Raw genomic sequence first — 15,424 nt, forward strand, 5'->3', positions numbered from 1 at the left:
GCCGAGGACCGGACGGAAGGCCCTTCCCGAGTCCCGGTGCCATAACCTGGGGCATGTGACCAGCGACCTTCCTGCCGCCCGCCCCGCCGAGACGACCCCCGCGCTACCGGCGTGGCCCGCGCCCAGCCGGACGGGCACGACCGCCGGTGCCCCGCTCGACGCGACCGTCGCGGTCCCGGGCTCCAAGTCGCTCACCAACCGCCTCCTCGTGCTCGCGGCCCTCGCCGACGGGCCCGGCGTGCTGCGCGGCGCGCTCCGCAGCCGCGACACCGACCTCATGGCCGCGGCGCTGCGCGACCTGGGCGTGGGCATCACCGAGGGCGACGACCCGAGCGAGCTGCACGTGACGCCCGGCGCGCTGCACGGCCCCGCCGAGATCGACTGCGGCCTCGCCGGCACGGTCATGCGCTTCGTCCCCGCGGTCGCGGCCCTCGCCGACGGCACCGTGCGGTTCGACGGCGACGAGGGTGCACGCGTGCGCCCCATGGGGCCTGTGCTCGACGCGCTGCGCGACCTGGGTGTGCCGGTCGAGGGCAAGGACACGCTGCCGTTCACCATCACGGGACGCGGCGCGGTGCGCGGCGGGCACGTCGACGTCGACGCGTCGGGGTCGAGCCAGTTCGTCTCGGGCCTGCTGCTCGCCGCCGCGCGCTTCGAGGAGGGCGTCACGCTGCGCCACACCGGCCCGACGCTGCCGAGCGTGCCCCACATCGACATGACCGTGGAGGTCCTGCGCGAGGTCGGCGTCGAGGTCGACGACTCGCGCCCCACGATCTGGACCGTCTCCCCCGGGCCGATCGCCGCGCGCGACGTGTACGTCGAGCCCGACCTCTCGAACGCCGGGCCGTTCCTCGCCGCGGCCCTCGTGGTCGGCGGGACCGTGCGCGTCCCCGGCTGGCCCGCCGTCACGACCCAGCCGGGCGCCATGATGGCCGAGCTCCTCACCGCGATGGGCGGCCGCGCCGAGCTGGCGGACGGGGTCATGGCCGTGACCGGGACGGGCGAGGTCCGCGGGATCGACGTCGACCTCCACGAGGCGGGCGAGCTCGCCCCGACCATCGCGGCCCTCGCCGCGATCGCCGACTCCCCCAGCCGCCTGCGCGGCATCGCGCACCTGCGCGGGCACGAGACCGACCGCCTGGCCGCGCTCGCGACCGAGATCACGCGCCTCGGCGGGCAGGCCGAGCAGACGCACGACGGGCTCGTCATCACGCCGCGCCCGCTGCGCGGCGCCACGTTCCGCACCTACCACGACCACCGCATGGCGACCTCGGGCGCGCTGATCGGGCTGCGCGTGCCCGGCGTGCTCGTGGAGGACGTCGAGACGACCGCCAAGACCCTGCCCGGGTTCACCGCCATGTGGGACCGCATGCTGAGCGCCACGGGATCGGCGAGCTGATGGCGCGGCGCGTCCGCGACGAGTCCGACTTCCACGACCGGGCGAGCAACAAGAACTCCCGCCCGCGGACCAAGCAGCGTCCACAGCACGAGGACGCCGAGACCGGTCTCGTCACGGGCGTCGACCGCGGGCGCTACACGCTCCTGCTCGACGAGGACCTGCCGACCGAGCGCACCATCCTCGCGATGAAGGCGCGCGAGCTGACCCGCAACCGCGTGGTGTGCGGCGACCGCGTGGACATCGTGGGCGACACCACGGGCGAGGACGGCACGCTCGCGCGCATCGTCCGTATCCAGGAACGCACCTCGACCCTGCGGCGCACGGCCGACGACACCGACCCGTACGAGCGCATCATCGTCGCCAACGCCGACCAGCTCGTGATCGTCACGGCCCTGGCCCAGCCCGAGCCCCGCACCCGCATGATCGACCGCTGCGTCGTGGCCGCCTACGACGCGGGCATGGACGTCCTGCTGTGCCTCACCAAGGCGGACCTCGCCGACGCGGCGCCGCTGCGCGAGCTCTACGAGCCCATCGGGGTCAAGGTCGTCGTCACGCGGCGGGTGCACGATGATGCTCTCGCCGGGGCCGGCACCGGCGACGGGGCTGGGCACGGCGAGCACGGCGGGCACGGCGGGCACGGCGGGCACGGCGGGCACGGCGACGAGCCCGGCCACAACGCCTCCGACGCGGCCGAGGACGCGTGGCGCATCGAGCCGCTCGAGGCCGTGCGCGCCGAGCTCGAGGGCCGCACGTCGGTCCTCGTGGGCCACTCGGGCGTCGGCAAGTCGACGCTCGTCAACGCCCTGGTGCCGGACGCGTACCGGGCCACGGGCGTCGTCAACGACGTCACGGGCCGCGGGCGGCACACGTCGACGTCGGCCGTCGCGCTGCGCCTGCCCGACGCCGACGGCAACCCCGCGGGGTGGGTCATCGACACGCCCGGCGTGCGGTCGTTCGGGCTCGCCCACGTCGACGTCGAGAACCTCCTCAAGGCGTTCGACGATCTCGACGTGGTCGCCGAGGACTGCCCGCGCGGCTGCACGCACCTCGACGGGGCACCCGACTGCGCGCTCGACGACTGGCTCGAGGCGTCCCCCGAGGACGAGAAGGCGGCGCGTACCGCGCGTGTCGAGTCGTTCCGACGTCTGCTGGCGGCGCGCACCGGTACGGTGTGAGCCATGCCGACCTACGACGACGACCTGCGCCTGGCTCACGTGATCGCCGACCAGGTCGACTCGCACACCATGTCCCGCTTCAAGGCCCTCGACCTGTCCGTGGAGTCCAAGCCGGACAACACCCCGGTCAGCGACGCCGACCGCGCCGCGGAGGAGATCATCCGCAGCCACCTCTCGCGGGCCCGCGGGCGCGACGCGATCGTCGGTGAGGAGTTCGGCGAGACCGGGCACGGCGCCCGCCGCTGGATCATCGACCCGATCGACGGGACCAAGAACTTCGTGCGCGGGGTCCCGGTGTGGGCCACGCTCATCGCGCTGGCCGACGGCGACGAGATCGTCGTCGGGCTCGTGTCCGCTCCTGCCCTGGGCCGCCGCTGGTGGGCCGCCAAGGGCACGGGCGCGTGGAGCGGGCGCTCGCTCGCGGCAGCGAGCAGGCTGCGCGTCTCGCAGGTCGGCAAGCTCGGCGACGCCTCGCTGTCGTACTCGTCGCTGTCCGGGTGGGAGGAGCGCGGCAAGCTCGACGCGTTCCTCGACCTGACCCGCGAGACCTGGCGGACGCGGGCCTACGGCGACTTCTGGTCCTACATGCTCGTGGCCGAGGGGGCCGTGGACGCGGCCGCGGAGCCCGAGCTCGAGCTCTACGACATGGCGGCACTGGTCCCCATCGTCACCGAGGCCGGCGGGACGTTCACGTCCCTCGACGGCTCTCCCGGGCCGTGGGGCGGCAACGCGGTCGCCACGAACGGCCTGCTCCACGACGAGATCCTGGGCCGCCTCTCCTGACAGGGCCGGCCGGGCGGCTGCCCCGCTGCCTGCTCGCCCTGCTGCCCGCTCGCCCGACTCGCCGGGCGCCCGGCGGACGAGAACGGACCTGAGGTCGTCATCCGGTGGATGGCGGCCTCAGGTCCGTTCTCGACACCCTGACGCTGCGCGACAGGTTACTTGGCGCGGGGGACGCTCTTGAGCTCCGACCAGTCGTACCAGAGCAGGTCGCGCTCGCTCACGCGGTCGAGCGCGGCGTCGAGGTCCTCGTCGCGGTCCTCGTCGGCGGCCGCGAAGACCTCGGCGATGTCCCTCGCGGCCTCGGGCTCGTCGACGTGGACGCACACGATGCGCACCTCGGGGATGGACGCCGTGACGTCGACCGCGCTGGGCGCGAGGTCGTCGGCAGACTCGTCGTCGCCGGGCTGGGTCAGCGCGACCATCTCGTCGGGCACCTCGACCGTGACGACGAGACGCTGACGCGGGGCGCCGACGCGACCGGCGATGAGCGCGAGGGAGTCGTCGGCGGCCTCGAGGGCCGCGGCGAACTCCAGCCCCTCCTCGTCCTCGTCGGGCAGCTCGCGGGAGAGGGCGGACGTGACGGCGTGGGCGGCTCGCGGAGCGAGGGACCAGACGGCCTCGTCGCCGGTCACGGTGACGGCGTCGAGCTCGTCGACGGTGGCGGGAACGTAGATGCGCATGGGATCAGTGTGCCGGTTCCGGGACGCGTTCGCGTGGTCCGCCCGGCGGGGCCGTGCCCGGAACGGCACCGACGTCCGTCCGGACGCGCTGCGCGAGCTCCGCGACGGCCCGACGGACCAGGGTCTCGGGTGCGTGCTCGGCGAGCGTCCTGCCCGCGAGCAGCGCCGCGTCGAGGGTCACCCGGTCGTCCGGGACGACGTGCAGGTCCGTGACCCCGCCGTACCGGCCGAGCGCCTCCCTCACCGCAGCATCGGGCCGGGGGCCGGCCGCCGAGGACCGGACCCGGTTCGCGACCACGATCCGCAGCGCCCCGCTCGTCGCGCCGCTGTCGGCGAGGTCTCCCAGTCCGCGGACGAGCCGTTGGATCCCCACCGCGTCCGAGCCGCCGACGACCAGCACGACGTCTGCCGCCGCGAGCGCGCTGAGCGTCGCCCCGTTGCGCTGCGGGGCGCGCGTGTCGTAGGACAGCAGCTCGTCCTGCTCGAGCCCGAACCCGCAGTCGATCACGGTCCAGTCGGCCAGCGCCCGGGACAGCTCCCAGACGACGTCGAGCGAGGTCGGCGGGAGCTCGGGCCAGCGCGCGGCGCGCGAGATGCCGGTCAGGACGCGCAGTCGCGGCACGACGAGCGGGGCCAGGCGTGCCAGGCCCGCGAGCTCGAGGGTGCCCTGCCCCGCGCTGCGGGCCGCCGCCGCGAGCCCTGGTGACTCGTCGAGCAGACCGAGGTGCTGGGCGACGGACCCTGCGTAGGTGTCTGCGTCGACCAGGAGGACCTCGTCGGTCCGGCTCCCGTCCGTGCCCGACGGCGCGCCTCGCCCTCGGCGTCGACGTCGCCCGCCGCTGTGCGCCCGCCGGTCGCCCGCACCGGCCAGCTCGGCCGCGAGGTGCACCGCGAGCGTCGTCCGCCCGGGGGCCCCGGTCGGACCCCAGACCGCGACGACCTTGCCCCGCCGCCGGACCCGGCCGTCGCCCGTCCCGCCCTGCCCACCGGGGACGTCTCCCGGTGGCGGTCCTCCCCCGTCGTCGTGGCGTCCGCGTCCGTGCGCCTCGTCACGGACCGTCGCGACGAGGACCGTGCTCGGGGTGTCTTCGTCGAGAACGACGTCGACGCCCACGGCGCGGAGTCGGTCCGCGACCCAGTCCTGGTCCCCTGCGAGCGCGACGACCCGCACGCCGCACGCGTGCAGGTGCGCGACCGTCTCGCGGTTGATCCCGGGGAGGTCGGCCGAGATGATCGCGGCCGTGCCCGCGCCGGCCCCGGCTGCGGCGAGGAGCTCCGTGAGGTCCGCGCACCGACGGGCCACGGAGACTCCGGACCCGGGCGCCGTGAGCGCCGTGACGACCGCGGTCTCACCGCTGCCGCGCACCGCGCACAGCACGGCGGCGACCGGGAGGGTCGCATCCGCGGTCATGCTCCACCCCCGGGGACGGGCACGACCGCGATCTCGCCCTCGGCCGCGAGCGCGGCCAGGACTCCGGGGAGGTCGTCCGTGGGCACCAGCACGTGGAGCGTGGTCGGCCCTCCCGTCACGAGCGTCCCCGAGGTCTCCGCGACCTGAGCGACCACGACCTGCGAGGCGAGCGCGTACGGCTCGCGCGCGCCCTCCCCGACACCCTTCTCGCCCGCGCCGGCCACGCTCCCGTCCTCGACTGCCGGGATGAACCAGACGTCCACGAGCGTGCCGTCCGTGACCCTGTCCGACAGCGCGGCGGTGACCGGGACCGCCACGGCGCGAACGGCCAGCTCTGCCGCCCCGCCCACCGCGGTGCGGGCCACGAGCTCACCGTCGCCCACGACCCGCAACGCCACCAGGTCGTCGGGGAGCGCCTGCCCCGCGGGGAAGTACTTCTCGTCCCCAGCCCCGAGGCGCACCTCGACGGTCCGGAGGCTGCTCGCGTCGACCGGCTCACCCGGCGTGAGCGGTCCGGCTGCGGCGTAGACGGCGACGGTCCGACCGGCCGAGGACACGGCCCACGAGCCGAGGGCGACCGAGGCGGCGACGAGCACGAGACCGAGGAGGAGGCGAGGGTCCCGCCAACCGGGGCGCCGCAGCCGGGCGACGGTGGGGGTCGGCAGCGGGTCGAGGGTGCTCGTCATGAGGGTCCGTTTCGTCGTCGGGCGGATCGGGCGGTCTGGGTCGGGCGCCACGCCCCGGAGCCGCGGGCACCCCGGGGACTGGGAGCCATCATGCCGAGCGGAGCGTGGGGATGGGGCGAGCAGGGCATCGCCTGTGGACAACCAGGACCGGTATCGGTGCCGTGAAAGACTGTGGCCATGTCACAGCGCTTCCTCACCCTCGCGGACGTCACGGAGGAGCTCAACATCTCGGCGGCCCAGGCGTACGCCCTGGTCCGCAGCGGTGAGCTCCCCGCGATCCAGGTCGGCGGACGAGGCCAGTGGAGGGTCGAGGCCAGCGAGCTCGAGGGCTACATCCAGCGCATGTACGCCCAGACGCGTACCCGCATCGACGCGGGCGACTTCGAGTCCTGACCCCCCGCCGCGTGCCGCTGCCCGCCGTCGGCGCGGCATGCACGTCACGCGACGCGCTCCCCTGCTCCCCCTGCTCCCCCTGCATCCGGTCCGCCCCTGGTCTCGCCTAGGTCTCGCTCACGCACACGAGCGCGACGAACGGGACGACGTGACTCGCCCGGGCGCCGCCCGAGGTGGCCAAGAGGTCCAGGTGGTCCTTGCCGACCCGCGCGACACGACCGTCGAGCTCGCCGGCGAGCGTCCGCACGTGGACGACGGCACGGTCTCGCATGAGCGTCCTCAGCAGGGCAGGAAGCCCGCGCCCGGCTCCCGTGCCCGAAGGGCCGCGGACGGCGTGCGTGGCGAGCCCGTCGATCACCGTGGCCGCGAGCAGGGGTACGACGTGCCGCCGGTTCCCGTCCTCGAGCAGGAACCAGTCGGACGCGACCGCTCTGACCTGTCCGGTCAGCCGCGACCCGTCGGTGAGCCGCACACCGAGCGGCGGGCCGAGCACGCTCGCGCGGAGTCGGTCCCCGAGCGTGATCGTGGCCTGCTCGGCACGCGTGAGGTCCGCGAGCACGTGGGCGTCGGCCTGGGCGTCGCCGGCGTCGAGCTGTGCCACGAGGTCGGCGAACAGCAGGTCCCAGCGCACGCCCACACCGTAGCGGCAGGCCCGGGGGTTTCGTCCAGGGGTGTCCGAACTACGAACCTCCTGTGGACAACAGAAGTGCGATCTAGTTTGATGTAGCACTATCAAACTGCATCAAACGCGATGATCGCTCCGAGCACGGACCCGACGTCGTCGTCCATCTCCAGGGGGAAGCATGGCGCACCATCCCGGATCCGGCCGCGCGAGCGCGCGGGTCGTGCCACGACAGGGGCGACGGCTGGCCGCTCTGCTCGCCCTCGCGACCGCCGCGGGCCTCGTCGGCGTCCTGCTGGCCCTGCGAGCCCTGTCCGTCGCAGGCGACCTCCCCAGCCCTCGCTTCGAGACCTATCTGGAGATCCCGCTCGTCGGCGCGGGAAGCCTGCTCGCGGCCTGGGTGTCGCTCAGCTCCGCCCTCGCCGCGTCGTGCGTCCTCGTGCGAGGCGTGGGCCGCCGGTGGGCAGCAGGAGAACGACTCGTGCTGCTGCATGCCCCGGTCCTCGTCCGCCGGCTCGCCGGCTCCGGAGTCGCGGTGTCGATCGGAGCCGGGCTCGTCCTGGGGGCAGGGAGCGCCCAGGCTGTGGAGACCGAGCCCGCGGAGCCCGCGACGAGCACCGCCGTCGTCGATCTGGGATGGCAGAGCACCGCTCCCGCGGCCACCGGCACCGCTGACCCTGCGAGCCACGGTGCCGGACCGTCGGTCGTTCCGCTCGCCCCCGCCGCAGACGAGAAGCCCGAGGCGCTGCGCTCACCCGACGAGTCTCGGGACGGGGGCACCACCGACGCCGCGACCGAGGCCGCGGCGATCGACCACGCGCCCCCCGTCCCCTCCGTCACGGACGGCGCGCCCGAGGCGGCCTCGGTGAGCGAGGCACCGCGCACCCACGACACGGGCGCCTCCGCCCCGACCCCGTCGCCCGCAGGGGCAGAGCCGGGTGGGCCGAACCCTGGCCATGTCCCGCTCAGTGGCCTGATGGGCGGCACGCAGCGCGCCGCACCCGCCCAGTCCGCCGGGGTCGCTCCGCTGGCCTCGCCCCCGCCCGGAGGCGCAACCCCGGGCGGCTCCCTGGCCGCCGTCCCGTCGTCCGTCGCGCAGACCGACGCCTCGAGCGTCTCGGTCGTGGTCCTGCGCGGCGACACCCTCTGGTCCCTCGCCGAACGAGCCCTCGGACAAGGCGCGACCGACGCCCAGATCACCGTCGAGTGGCAGCGCTGGTACGCGGCGAACCTGGACGTCATCGGTCAGGATCCGGACCTCATCCGACCAGGACAGGTGCTGCAGGCCCCTCTCACCGCCTGACCTCAGCGCAGGCACGCACGGCCCTCCGCTCCACGCCAAGAACCCCGTACACCGTCCCACCGGGCGTCTCTCGACGCGCCGGCCCTCGCCGACCCCAGGAGAACGCCATGTCGACCACCACCGTCCGCCAGCACCCCCGCACGCTCCGTTCCGGTGCGACGCCGCGACTCGCCGGCCCGGCCACCCTGCCTCGCGCGGTACCGCGGACGCCGCGCGTCCTGACCTTCGGCGGCGCTCCGCAGTTCCCGGTCGCCGAAGACCTCGGCGACAACGGTCGACCCGTGACGTCGACGCCGGACCTCCCGTTGCCGGACCCGACGTCGATCTGCTGCTCGGTCGTCCGGGCCGCGGTCGAGGTCCTGCGCGGTGAGCGTCCCGTGGCCCAGCTGCAGCGGTGGCTCGCCCCGGACGTGTTCGACGCCCTGGGGCGACGCGCACTGCTGATGCAGGGAGCGGCCGGCGTGGACGCCGCCGCGCGGCCCGTCGCGATCCGTCGTGCGCGGCTCGTGCGTCTCGGCGACACGACGGCGGAGGCCACGGTCGTCCTGGAGGACATGGACAGAGTGCGAGCGGCGGCCCTCCGACTCGAGGCCCGACGCGGCGTGTGGCGCGTCGTGGTCCTCGAGATCGGCTGACCGCCGCTCGCGGGTGTCCTCGTGGAGAGGGCTACTCCTCTTCGTTCAGACCGTGGCAGAGCTTGTACTTCTTGCCCGAGCCGCAGGGGCACTTGGCGTTGCGGGGCGTGCCGGGGAACGTGCGCCCGTCCCCCTCGACCGCGGTGGCCTCGCCGTGCAGGGCGCGGCGGGCGCGGCGCGAGCCGTCTCCTGAGACCACGGCCTGACCCGAACCGTCGTCGGACGGAGCCGAGTACTGCAGCGGCACCTGCTCGGTCGGGCCGTCGAGACCCTTCGCGATGAGCGTCGGCTCGGCCTTGGGGGCCGGAGCGACCGGCGCGTCCACGATCTCGTCGTCGACGGGTGCGTCCTCGACAGGCCGGTCTGCGTCGGCCTGCGCCGCCGCCTGGACCCGTGCCGCCTCGGCCGCCTTGGCGTCCGCCGCAGCCTTCGCCGCGGCTCCGGCCGCCGCAGCAGCCCCCGCGGCCCCGGCCGTGCCGCCGAACGCCTGACCGGCCACCGACTGCGCGGCAGCCGCGGCCGACACCGGGTTGACCGGCGACGCGTCGGGCTCGGCGACCTTGACCTCGAGGTTGAACAGGAAGCCGACCGACTCCTCCTTGATGGCCTCGGTCATGGCCTGGAAGAGCTGGAAGCCCTCGCGCTGGTACTCGACCAGCGGGTCGCGCTGCGCCATGGCGCGCAGGCCGATGTCCTCCTTGAGGTAGTCCATCTCGTAGAGGTGCTCGCGCCACTTGCGGTCCAGCACCGAGAGCACCACGCGGCGCTCGAGCTGACGCATGTTCGAGCTGCCCAGCGACGCCTCGCGGTCCTGGTAGGCCACGCGGGCGTCGGACAGGATCTCCTCGAGGATCAGCTCACGCGTCAGACGCGTGGCTCCCCCGGCCTGCTCGAGCACCTCGTCGACCTCGATCGAGACCGGGTACACCGCGCGCAGCGCCGTCCACAGCGCCTCGAGGTCCCAGTGCTCCGGGTTGCCCTCGGACGTGGCGCCGTCGACGTAGGCCGTGACGACGTCCGTGATGAAGTGCTGGACCTGCTCCTGCATGTCCTCGCCCTGGAGCACGCGGCGACGCTCGTCGTAGATGACGGTGCGCTGGCGCGAGAGGACGTCGTCGTACTTGAGGACGTTCTTGCGGATCTCGAAGTTGCGCGCCTCGACCTGTCCCTGCGCGCTCGCGATGCCGCGCGTGACGATCTTCGACTCGAGGGGCACGTCGTCGGGGAAGCCCGCGCGGTTCATCATGGACTCGGCGAGACCCGAGTTGAACAGGCGCATCAGGTCGTCCTGCATCGACAGGTAGAAGCGGGACTCGCCCGGGTCGCCCTGACGGCCGGAACGGCCACGGAGCTGGTTGTCGATACGGCGCGACTCGTGGCGCTCGGTGCCCAGGACGTAGAGCCCGCCGAGCTCGGTGACCTCGTCGTGCTCCGCGGCCACGGCGGCCTTGGCGCGCTCGACGGCCTCGGGCCACGCGGCCTCGTACTCCTCAGGGTTCTCCGCGGCGTCGAGCCCGCGCGCGGCGAGGTCGGCGACCGCCATGAACTCGGCGTTGCCACCGAGCATGATGTCGGTACCACGGCCGGCCATGTTGGTCGCGACAGTGACCGAGCCCTTGCGGCCCGCCTGCGCGACGATCGCGGCCTCGCGCTCGTGCTGCTTGGCGTTGAGGACCTCGTGCGGGACGCCCTGCTTCTTGAGCTTCGAGGACAGGAGCTCGGACTTCTCGACGCTCGTGGTGCCGACCAGGACCGGCTGCCCCTCGGCGTGGCGCTCGACGATGTCCGCGACCACGGCGTCGAACTTGCCCTCCTCGTTCTTGTACACGAGGTCGGGCTGGTCCACGCGCTGCATCTTGCGGTTCGTGGGGATGGGCACGACGCCCAGCTTGTACGTGCCCTGGAACTCGGCGGCCTCGGTGTCGGCCGTACCGGTCATCCCGGAGATCTTGTCGTACAGGCGGAAGTAGTTCTGGAGCGTGATCGTGGCGAGTGTCTGGTTCTCCGCTTTGATCTGCACGCCCTCCTTGGCCTCGATCGCCTGGTGCATGCCCTCGTTGTAGCGGCGGCCCGCGAGGATACGGCCCGTGTGCTCGTCGACGATCATGACCTCGCCGTTGAGCACGACGTAGTCCTTGTCGCGCTTGAAGAGCTCCTTGGCCTTGATCGCGTTGTTGAGGAACCCGATGAGCGGCGTGTTGAGCGACTCGTACAGGTTCTCGATGCCGAGGTAGTCCTCGACCTTCGCGATGCCGGGCTCGAGCACGCCGATGGTGCGCTTCTTCTCGTCGACCTCGTAGTCGGTCTCCGGGCTCAGGCGGCGGACCACCTTGGCGAACTCGCCGTACCAGCGGTTCGCGTCGCCCGACGCGGGGCCCGAGATGATGAGCGGGGTACGTGCCTCGTCGATGAGGATCGAGTCGACCTCGTCGACGATCGCGAAGTTGTGGCCGCGCTGCACCAGGTCGTCGGTGCTCCACGCCATGTTGTCGCGCAGGTAGTCGAACCCGAACTCGTTGTTCGTGCCGTACGTGATGTCCGCGGCGTACTGCTCGCGACGCACAGCGGGCGTCTGACCGGAGATGATGCAGCCGGTCGTGAGGCCGAGGGCGCGGAAGACGCGGCCCATCAGGTCGCTCTGGTACTTGGCCAGGTAGTCGTTGACCGTGACGACGTGCACGCCCTTGCCCGTGAGCGCGTTGAGGTACGCGGGGAAGGTGCCGACGAGGGTCTTGCCCTCACCGGTCTTCATCTCGGCGATGTTCCCCAGGTGCAGGGCCGCGCCGCCCATGAGCTGCACGTCGTAGGCGCGCTGCCCGAGGGTGCGGCGGGCGGCCTCACGGACCGCGGCGAACGCCTCGGGGAGGATCTCGTCGAGCGTCGCGCCGTTCTCGAGCCGTTCCTTGAACCGGTCGGTCTCCTCGCGCAGCTCCTCGTCGGTCAGGTCCTCGAAGCTGGGCTCCAGCTTGTTGACCTGCTCTGCCAGGCCGGACAACTTCTTCAGGATCCGGCCCTCGCCGAAGCGCAGGACCTTCTCGAGGATCGCAGGCACGCAGTACTCCCGTATCGATCGCGCCCCCGGGCCGGACGGTCCGGGGCGAATGCGAGGCGACCACCTGGCGGCAGTCGGCTGGATCACACCACAGACCATCGTAGGCGAGTCCGGCAGGTGGGTGGGCTTCTGTCCGGTACCTGTGGTTTCGCTCTGCGGCGAAAGTGGCCGTACGCCCCGCGTGGCCTACCCGGCCGCCCCGGCGTCGACCCGCCCGACCTCGGCCGCGAGCGCCGGCGCCAGGTCCCCCGACGGCCCGACGACGACGTCCGCCATCCCGAGCCAGGTCGCCATGAGGCGGAGCTCGGCCGCGAGAGCCGGCGCGGTGTCGGCGTCGGCGTGCTCCTCACGGTGCGCCGACAGCACGCGGAGCAGCCCGGCGCGACGGTCCGCCTTGAGGTCGACCTTCGCGGTGATGCGGTCCCCCTGGAGGAACGGCAGCACGTAGTAGCCGTGGACCCGCTTGGCCGCAGGCACGTAGATCTCGATGCGGTAGTACGTGCCGAAGAGCCGTTCGAGGCGCGTGCGCTCGAAGACGAGAGGGTCGAAGGGGCTGAGCAGAGCGCGCCCCTGGGCGCGGCGCGGGAGGGCGGCGTCGCGGTGCAGATAGGTGGCCTCGTCCCAGCCGCGGACCTCGACGGGACGGAGCACGCCGTCCTCGACGAGCTCGGCCAGCGCGCGGCGCGGGGCCGGTCCCTTGAGCCGGAAGTAGTCCTGGAAGCAGCGCAGCGTCCCGACGCCGTGCGCCCGTGCCCCGATCTCCAGCAGGCGGCGGACCGCGTCCTCGTCGCTCACGGCCGGTGCGGCGAGGACCGCGGGCGGCAGGACCCGCTCGGTGAGGTCGTAGCAGCGCTCGAACGCCGCGTTGCGGCGCGCTGCCGTGATCTCGCCCGTGAAGAAGAGGAGCTCGAGGGCCCGCTTGGCGAGCGACCAGTTCCAGCCCCACTCCACGGTGCCGCGCGCCTCGCCCATGCCCTGGGCCTCGAGGATCTCGTGGACCTCGCTCGCCGTGACCGGCCCGCGCTCGGCCACGATCTGGCGGACGTGCTCCACGACGGCCGAGTGCGAGGCCTCGACCCCGCTGATCGTCCCCCAGGCCTCGGTACGGTACGCGCGCTGGCGCCACTCGAGGAGCCGGTAGGTCTCGGGCGGGACGTAGGACGCGACGTGCGCCCAGTACTCGACGAGCCGTCGCGGTGCGCGACCCGCCGCGCGGTCGAGCAGCGACACGTCGTACGGGCCGAGCCGCGAGTACAGCGGGACGAGGTGGGCCCGGGCCAGGACGTTGACCGAGTCGATCTGCAGGAGCCCCAACCGGTCCACGGTGCGCTGCACCTGACGCAGCGTGACCTGCCGGGGCGCGGCGTCGTCGGGCCGTGGGGCGTGCAGGCCCTGCGCGGCGAGGGCGACCCGGCGGGCCTGGGCGAGCGACATCGACTCGGTCTTCACCCGACCCATCCTGCCGCGCGCCCCTGACACCCGCCCGGACGCGCCGACGGGGCGGCGCCGCCTGGTCGGCGGCGCCACCCCGTCGGGTCGGCTGGGTGCGGCGGTCAGCCCGCGTCGGACGCGGTCTTCAGGCCGCCGGCGCACGAGGTGTCGAGCGCGATGACCCCGTAGCTCCAGCCGCGGCGCCGGTAGGCGACCGAGGGGCGCGCCGTCTCGACGTCGACGAAGAGGTAGAAGTCGTGGCCCACCATCTCCATCTCGTAGAGGGCGTCGTCGATCGTCATGGGCTCTGCGGAGTGGAGCTTCTGACGGATGACGACGGGCGAGTCGCCGAGCTGGGTCTCGACCGCGTCTCCCGGAGCCGCCGGGTGCTCCGGCGCGGGCCCGGGGGTCTTGTCCTCCGGGATGAACGGCCGGACGTCGACGGGCGGTGCGGGGTTGTTGTTGCGGTGGTCCTTGCGACGGTCGCTGACTCGTCGCAGCCTCTCCTGGAGCTTGTTCATGGCCAGGTCGAGTGCCCCGAACCGGTCGTCTGCTGCCGCCTCGGCGCGGACGACGGGTCCCTTGGCGCGGACGGTCAGCTCGACCCTCTCACGCACCTCGGACAGTCGGGGGTTGTTCTCGTGGGTGACCTCGACGTCGATCCGCTGGGCGGTCGGTGCGAGCTGCTCGAACTTCGCGAGCTTTTCTTCCACGTGTCGGCGGAAGCGGTCAGCCACTTCCGTGTGCCTGCCGACGACAACGATCTCCATGTGAGCCTCCGCAAAGGGTCTCGGACGCTCTCGATGCTTCCAGAGCGTCCCGTGTGGTCCTGGGTCTGGTTCCCCCGAGGGGGATCCGGAGTACCTATCACCTCCCTGCCCGAGGACCTTGCCTCGGGTCGATCGCTCTGTGGCCGCACGGGTCCCCTACCAATCGTTCCCCGTGACGACTGGTCCCCAGGTTAACCCTCCCGGTAGGTAAAGGCAGCATCTGCGGAAGATGAACTTCAGGTGGCGTGTCACCCCGCCGCGGAGGGGGCGTCGCGGCGAGCACGACCGCACCGAGGACGTCGGCACCGGCGCCTTCCAGCGCCTGCTCGCACGCCGCGAGCGTGGCCCCCGTGGTGAGCACGTCGTCCACCAGGAGGCAGGTCGCGCCAGGCCGCAGGAGGCCCTGCCGCGCCGTTCCGCGGGTGACGCGGACGCCCTGGAGGCGCGCGCCACGGCTCCTCGACCCCAGGCCCACCTGGTCCCGTCCCCGCCGCCCGCGCTGCGCCAGGACGGGGGTGGCGACCGCGTCGATCCCCGCGTCCACGAGGCCCCGGGCGACGGCGCGGGCGAGCCTCCGGACCGGTTCGGCACCCCGCGCGCGGCGCGCCGCGGCGGACGACGGTGCGGGCACGACCAGGACGCGTGACGGCGCACCTGCCCACGGTCCGCCCACCTGCCCGACGACGTCGCGCACCCAGGGCGCGACGGCCCGTCCCGCGCGGTACGCGGCCGCCTCCAGGTCCCTCGAGAGGTCGTGTCGCCCCTTGTCCTTCCACGCGACCACGATCCCTCGCAGCGGGCCGGCGTACGGCGCGAGCGCCCACACCGGCAGGGGGGAGGTCCCGTCCATGCGGTCGAGCCGCGGGGCGTCGGCCTCCCTGCGCGCCGGGGCCGTCCGCAGCACCCCGGCGCAGGCCGGGCAGAGCGCGACGTCCGGGGTGCCGCAGCCCGGGCACTCGACCGGGACGAGCAGGCGCGCGAGCGTCCGCGCCCAGCCGCGCACGGCGGCGAGCGGGCCGGTGGGACAGCCGGCTAGCGGGCCGTCGCGGCGGAGGAGGTCGGGCTGCTGGGGGCGGTCGCGCAC

General features: G+C 73.6%; 14 protein-coding genes. 6 read left to right on the forward strand and 8 right to left on the reverse strand.

The genetic code is table 11. The annotated features are described in order from the left end of the window. Positions 1–55: 55 nt before the first annotated feature. Genes aroA through hisN form a run of 3 tightly spaced genes read left to right on the forward strand, consistent with a single transcriptional unit; the run spans position 56 to position 3,357 of the window. Complete coding sequence (gene aroA / locus JOD48_RS14960) at positions 56–1,399, forward strand: 3-phosphoshikimate 1-carboxyvinyltransferase (protein ID WP_191790821.1); 1,344 nt, start codon at positions 56–58, stop codon at positions 1,397–1,399. After that, positions 1,399–2,574, forward strand: a complete 1,176-nt coding sequence (gene rsgA, locus JOD48_RS14965; RefSeq protein WP_204809652.1) for a ribosome small subunit-dependent GTPase A — start codon at positions 1,399–1,401, stop codon at positions 2,572–2,574. Before aroA ends, rsgA begins: the two co-directional genes overlap by 1 nt. A gap of 3 nt (positions 2,575–2,577) precedes the next feature. After that, complete coding sequence (hisN, locus tag JOD48_RS14970; RefSeq protein WP_204809653.1) at positions 2,578–3,357, forward strand: histidinol-phosphatase; 780 nt, start codon at positions 2,578–2,580, stop codon at positions 3,355–3,357. A 155-nt stretch (positions 3,358–3,512) separates the two neighbouring features. Here hisN and JOD48_RS14975 read toward each other — a convergent pair whose 3' ends face one another. Genes JOD48_RS14975 through JOD48_RS14985 form a run of 3 tightly spaced genes read right to left on the reverse strand, consistent with a single transcriptional unit; the run spans position 3,513 to position 6,134 of the window. After that, positions 3,513–4,037 carry a DUF6912 family protein gene (locus JOD48_RS14975; RefSeq protein WP_204809654.1) on the reverse strand — a complete coding sequence of 175 codons (525 nt, stop codon included), beginning with the start codon at positions 4,035–4,037 and terminating at the stop codon, positions 3,513–3,515. Between the two features lie 4 nt (positions 4,038–4,041). Next, positions 4,042–5,448, reverse strand: a complete 1,407-nt coding sequence (locus JOD48_RS14980; protein WP_239527418.1) for a CpaE/TadZ family protein — start codon at positions 5,446–5,448, stop codon at positions 4,042–4,044. Beyond that, positions 5,445–6,134 (reverse strand): hypothetical protein, encoded by a 690-nt coding sequence (locus JOD48_RS14985; protein WP_204809655.1) that lies wholly within the window; start codon positions 6,132–6,134, stop codon positions 5,445–5,447. Before JOD48_RS14985 ends, JOD48_RS14980 begins: the two co-directional genes overlap by 4 nt. A gap of 177 nt (positions 6,135–6,311) precedes the next feature. Here JOD48_RS14985 and JOD48_RS14990 point away from each other — a divergent pair, with 177 nt between their 5' ends. Then, the gene (locus tag JOD48_RS14990) at positions 6,312–6,527 is read left to right on the forward strand and encodes a helix-turn-helix domain-containing protein (protein WP_191790826.1); all 216 of its coding nucleotides are present in this window, start codon (positions 6,312–6,314) and stop codon (positions 6,525–6,527) included. Between the two features lie 106 nt (positions 6,528–6,633). On the opposite strand, the gene JOD48_RS14995 is transcribed toward JOD48_RS14990, so the two are convergent. Beyond that, positions 6,634–7,158 (reverse strand): hypothetical protein, encoded by a 525-nt coding sequence (locus tag JOD48_RS14995; protein WP_191790827.1) that lies wholly within the window; start codon positions 7,156–7,158, stop codon positions 6,634–6,636. 172 nt (positions 7,159–7,330) lie between these two features. Between JOD48_RS14995 and JOD48_RS15000 the strand changes: the two genes are divergently transcribed. Next, complete coding sequence (locus JOD48_RS15000; RefSeq protein WP_204809656.1) at positions 7,331–8,452, forward strand: LysM peptidoglycan-binding domain-containing protein; 1,122 nt, start codon at positions 7,331–7,333, stop codon at positions 8,450–8,452. Between the two features lie 107 nt (positions 8,453–8,559). Next, a complete protein-coding gene (locus JOD48_RS15005) occupies positions 8,560–9,087 on the forward strand; it encodes an Rv3235 family protein (RefSeq protein WP_191790828.1) in 528 nt (175 codons plus the stop codon). Between the two features lie 31 nt (positions 9,088–9,118). Here the strand turns inward: JOD48_RS15005 and secA are convergent, their stop codons facing one another. The 4 genes from secA to JOD48_RS15025 form a co-directional block, all read right to left on the reverse strand. Then, on the reverse strand, positions 9,119–12,139 hold the full coding sequence (gene secA / locus JOD48_RS15010; protein WP_204809657.1) for a preprotein translocase subunit SecA: 3,021 nt from the start codon (positions 12,137–12,139) through the stop codon (positions 9,119–9,121). 186 nt (positions 12,140–12,325) lie between these two features. Continuing rightward, positions 12,326–13,597 (reverse strand): winged helix-turn-helix domain-containing protein, encoded by a 1,272-nt coding sequence (locus tag JOD48_RS15015; protein WP_204809658.1) that lies wholly within the window; start codon positions 13,595–13,597, stop codon positions 12,326–12,328. Between the two features lie 95 nt (positions 13,598–13,692). Continuing rightward, entirely contained in the window at positions 13,693–14,340 is a 648-nt protein-coding gene (gene hpf, locus JOD48_RS15020) for a ribosome hibernation-promoting factor, HPF/YfiA family (RefSeq protein WP_204809659.1), read from the reverse strand. Positions 14,341–14,437: 97 nt separating this feature from the next. After that, on the reverse strand, positions 14,438–15,190 hold the full coding sequence (locus JOD48_RS15025; protein WP_239528046.1) for a ComF family protein: 753 nt from the start codon (positions 15,188–15,190) through the stop codon (positions 14,438–14,440). Between the last annotated feature and the right edge of the window lie 234 nt (positions 15,191–15,424).

The organism is Oerskovia paurometabola (assembly GCF_016907365.1).
GTDB lineage: Bacteria > Actinomycetota > Actinomycetes > Actinomycetales > Cellulomonadaceae > Oerskovia > Oerskovia paurometabola.

What these genes read in the sequence shown, in the direction of transcription:
- JOD48_RS14985 (WP_204809655.1), bottom strand. Translation starts at nt 6,134, where the DNA reads ATGACGAGCACCCTCGACCCGCTGCCGACCCCCACCGTCGCCCGGCTG.
- JOD48_RS15025 (WP_239528046.1), bottom strand. Translation starts at nt 15,190, where the DNA reads ATGGACGGGACCTCCCCCCTGCCGGTGTGGGCGCTCGCGCCGTACGCC.
- JOD48_RS15005 (WP_191790828.1), top strand. Translation starts at nt 8,560, where the DNA reads ATGTCGACCACCACCGTCCGCCAGCACCCCCGCACGCTCCGTTCCGGT.
- JOD48_RS14990 (WP_191790826.1), top strand. Translation starts at nt 6,312, where the DNA reads ATGTCACAGCGCTTCCTCACCCTCGCGGACGTCACGGAGGAGCTCAAC.
- JOD48_RS14980 (WP_239527418.1), bottom strand. Translation starts at nt 5,448, where the DNA reads ATGACCGCGGATGCGACCCTCCCGGTCGCCGCCGTGCTGTGCGCGGTG.
- hpf (WP_204809659.1), bottom strand. Translation starts at nt 14,340, where the DNA reads ATGGAGATCGTTGTCGTCGGCAGGCACACGGAAGTGGCTGACCGCTTC.
- JOD48_RS15000 (WP_204809656.1), top strand. Translation starts at nt 7,331, where the DNA reads ATGGCGCACCATCCCGGATCCGGCCGCGCGAGCGCGCGGGTCGTGCCA.
- JOD48_RS15015 (WP_204809658.1), bottom strand. Translation starts at nt 13,597, where the DNA reads ATGGGTCGGGTGAAGACCGAGTCGATGTCGCTCGCCCAGGCCCGCCGG.
- JOD48_RS14975 (WP_204809654.1), bottom strand. Translation starts at nt 4,037, where the DNA reads ATGCGCATCTACGTTCCCGCCACCGTCGACGAGCTCGACGCCGTCACC.
- rsgA (WP_204809652.1), top strand. Translation starts at nt 1,399, where the DNA reads ATGGCGCGGCGCGTCCGCGACGAGTCCGACTTCCACGACCGGGCGAGC.
- hisN (WP_204809653.1), top strand. Translation starts at nt 2,578, where the DNA reads ATGCCGACCTACGACGACGACCTGCGCCTGGCTCACGTGATCGCCGAC.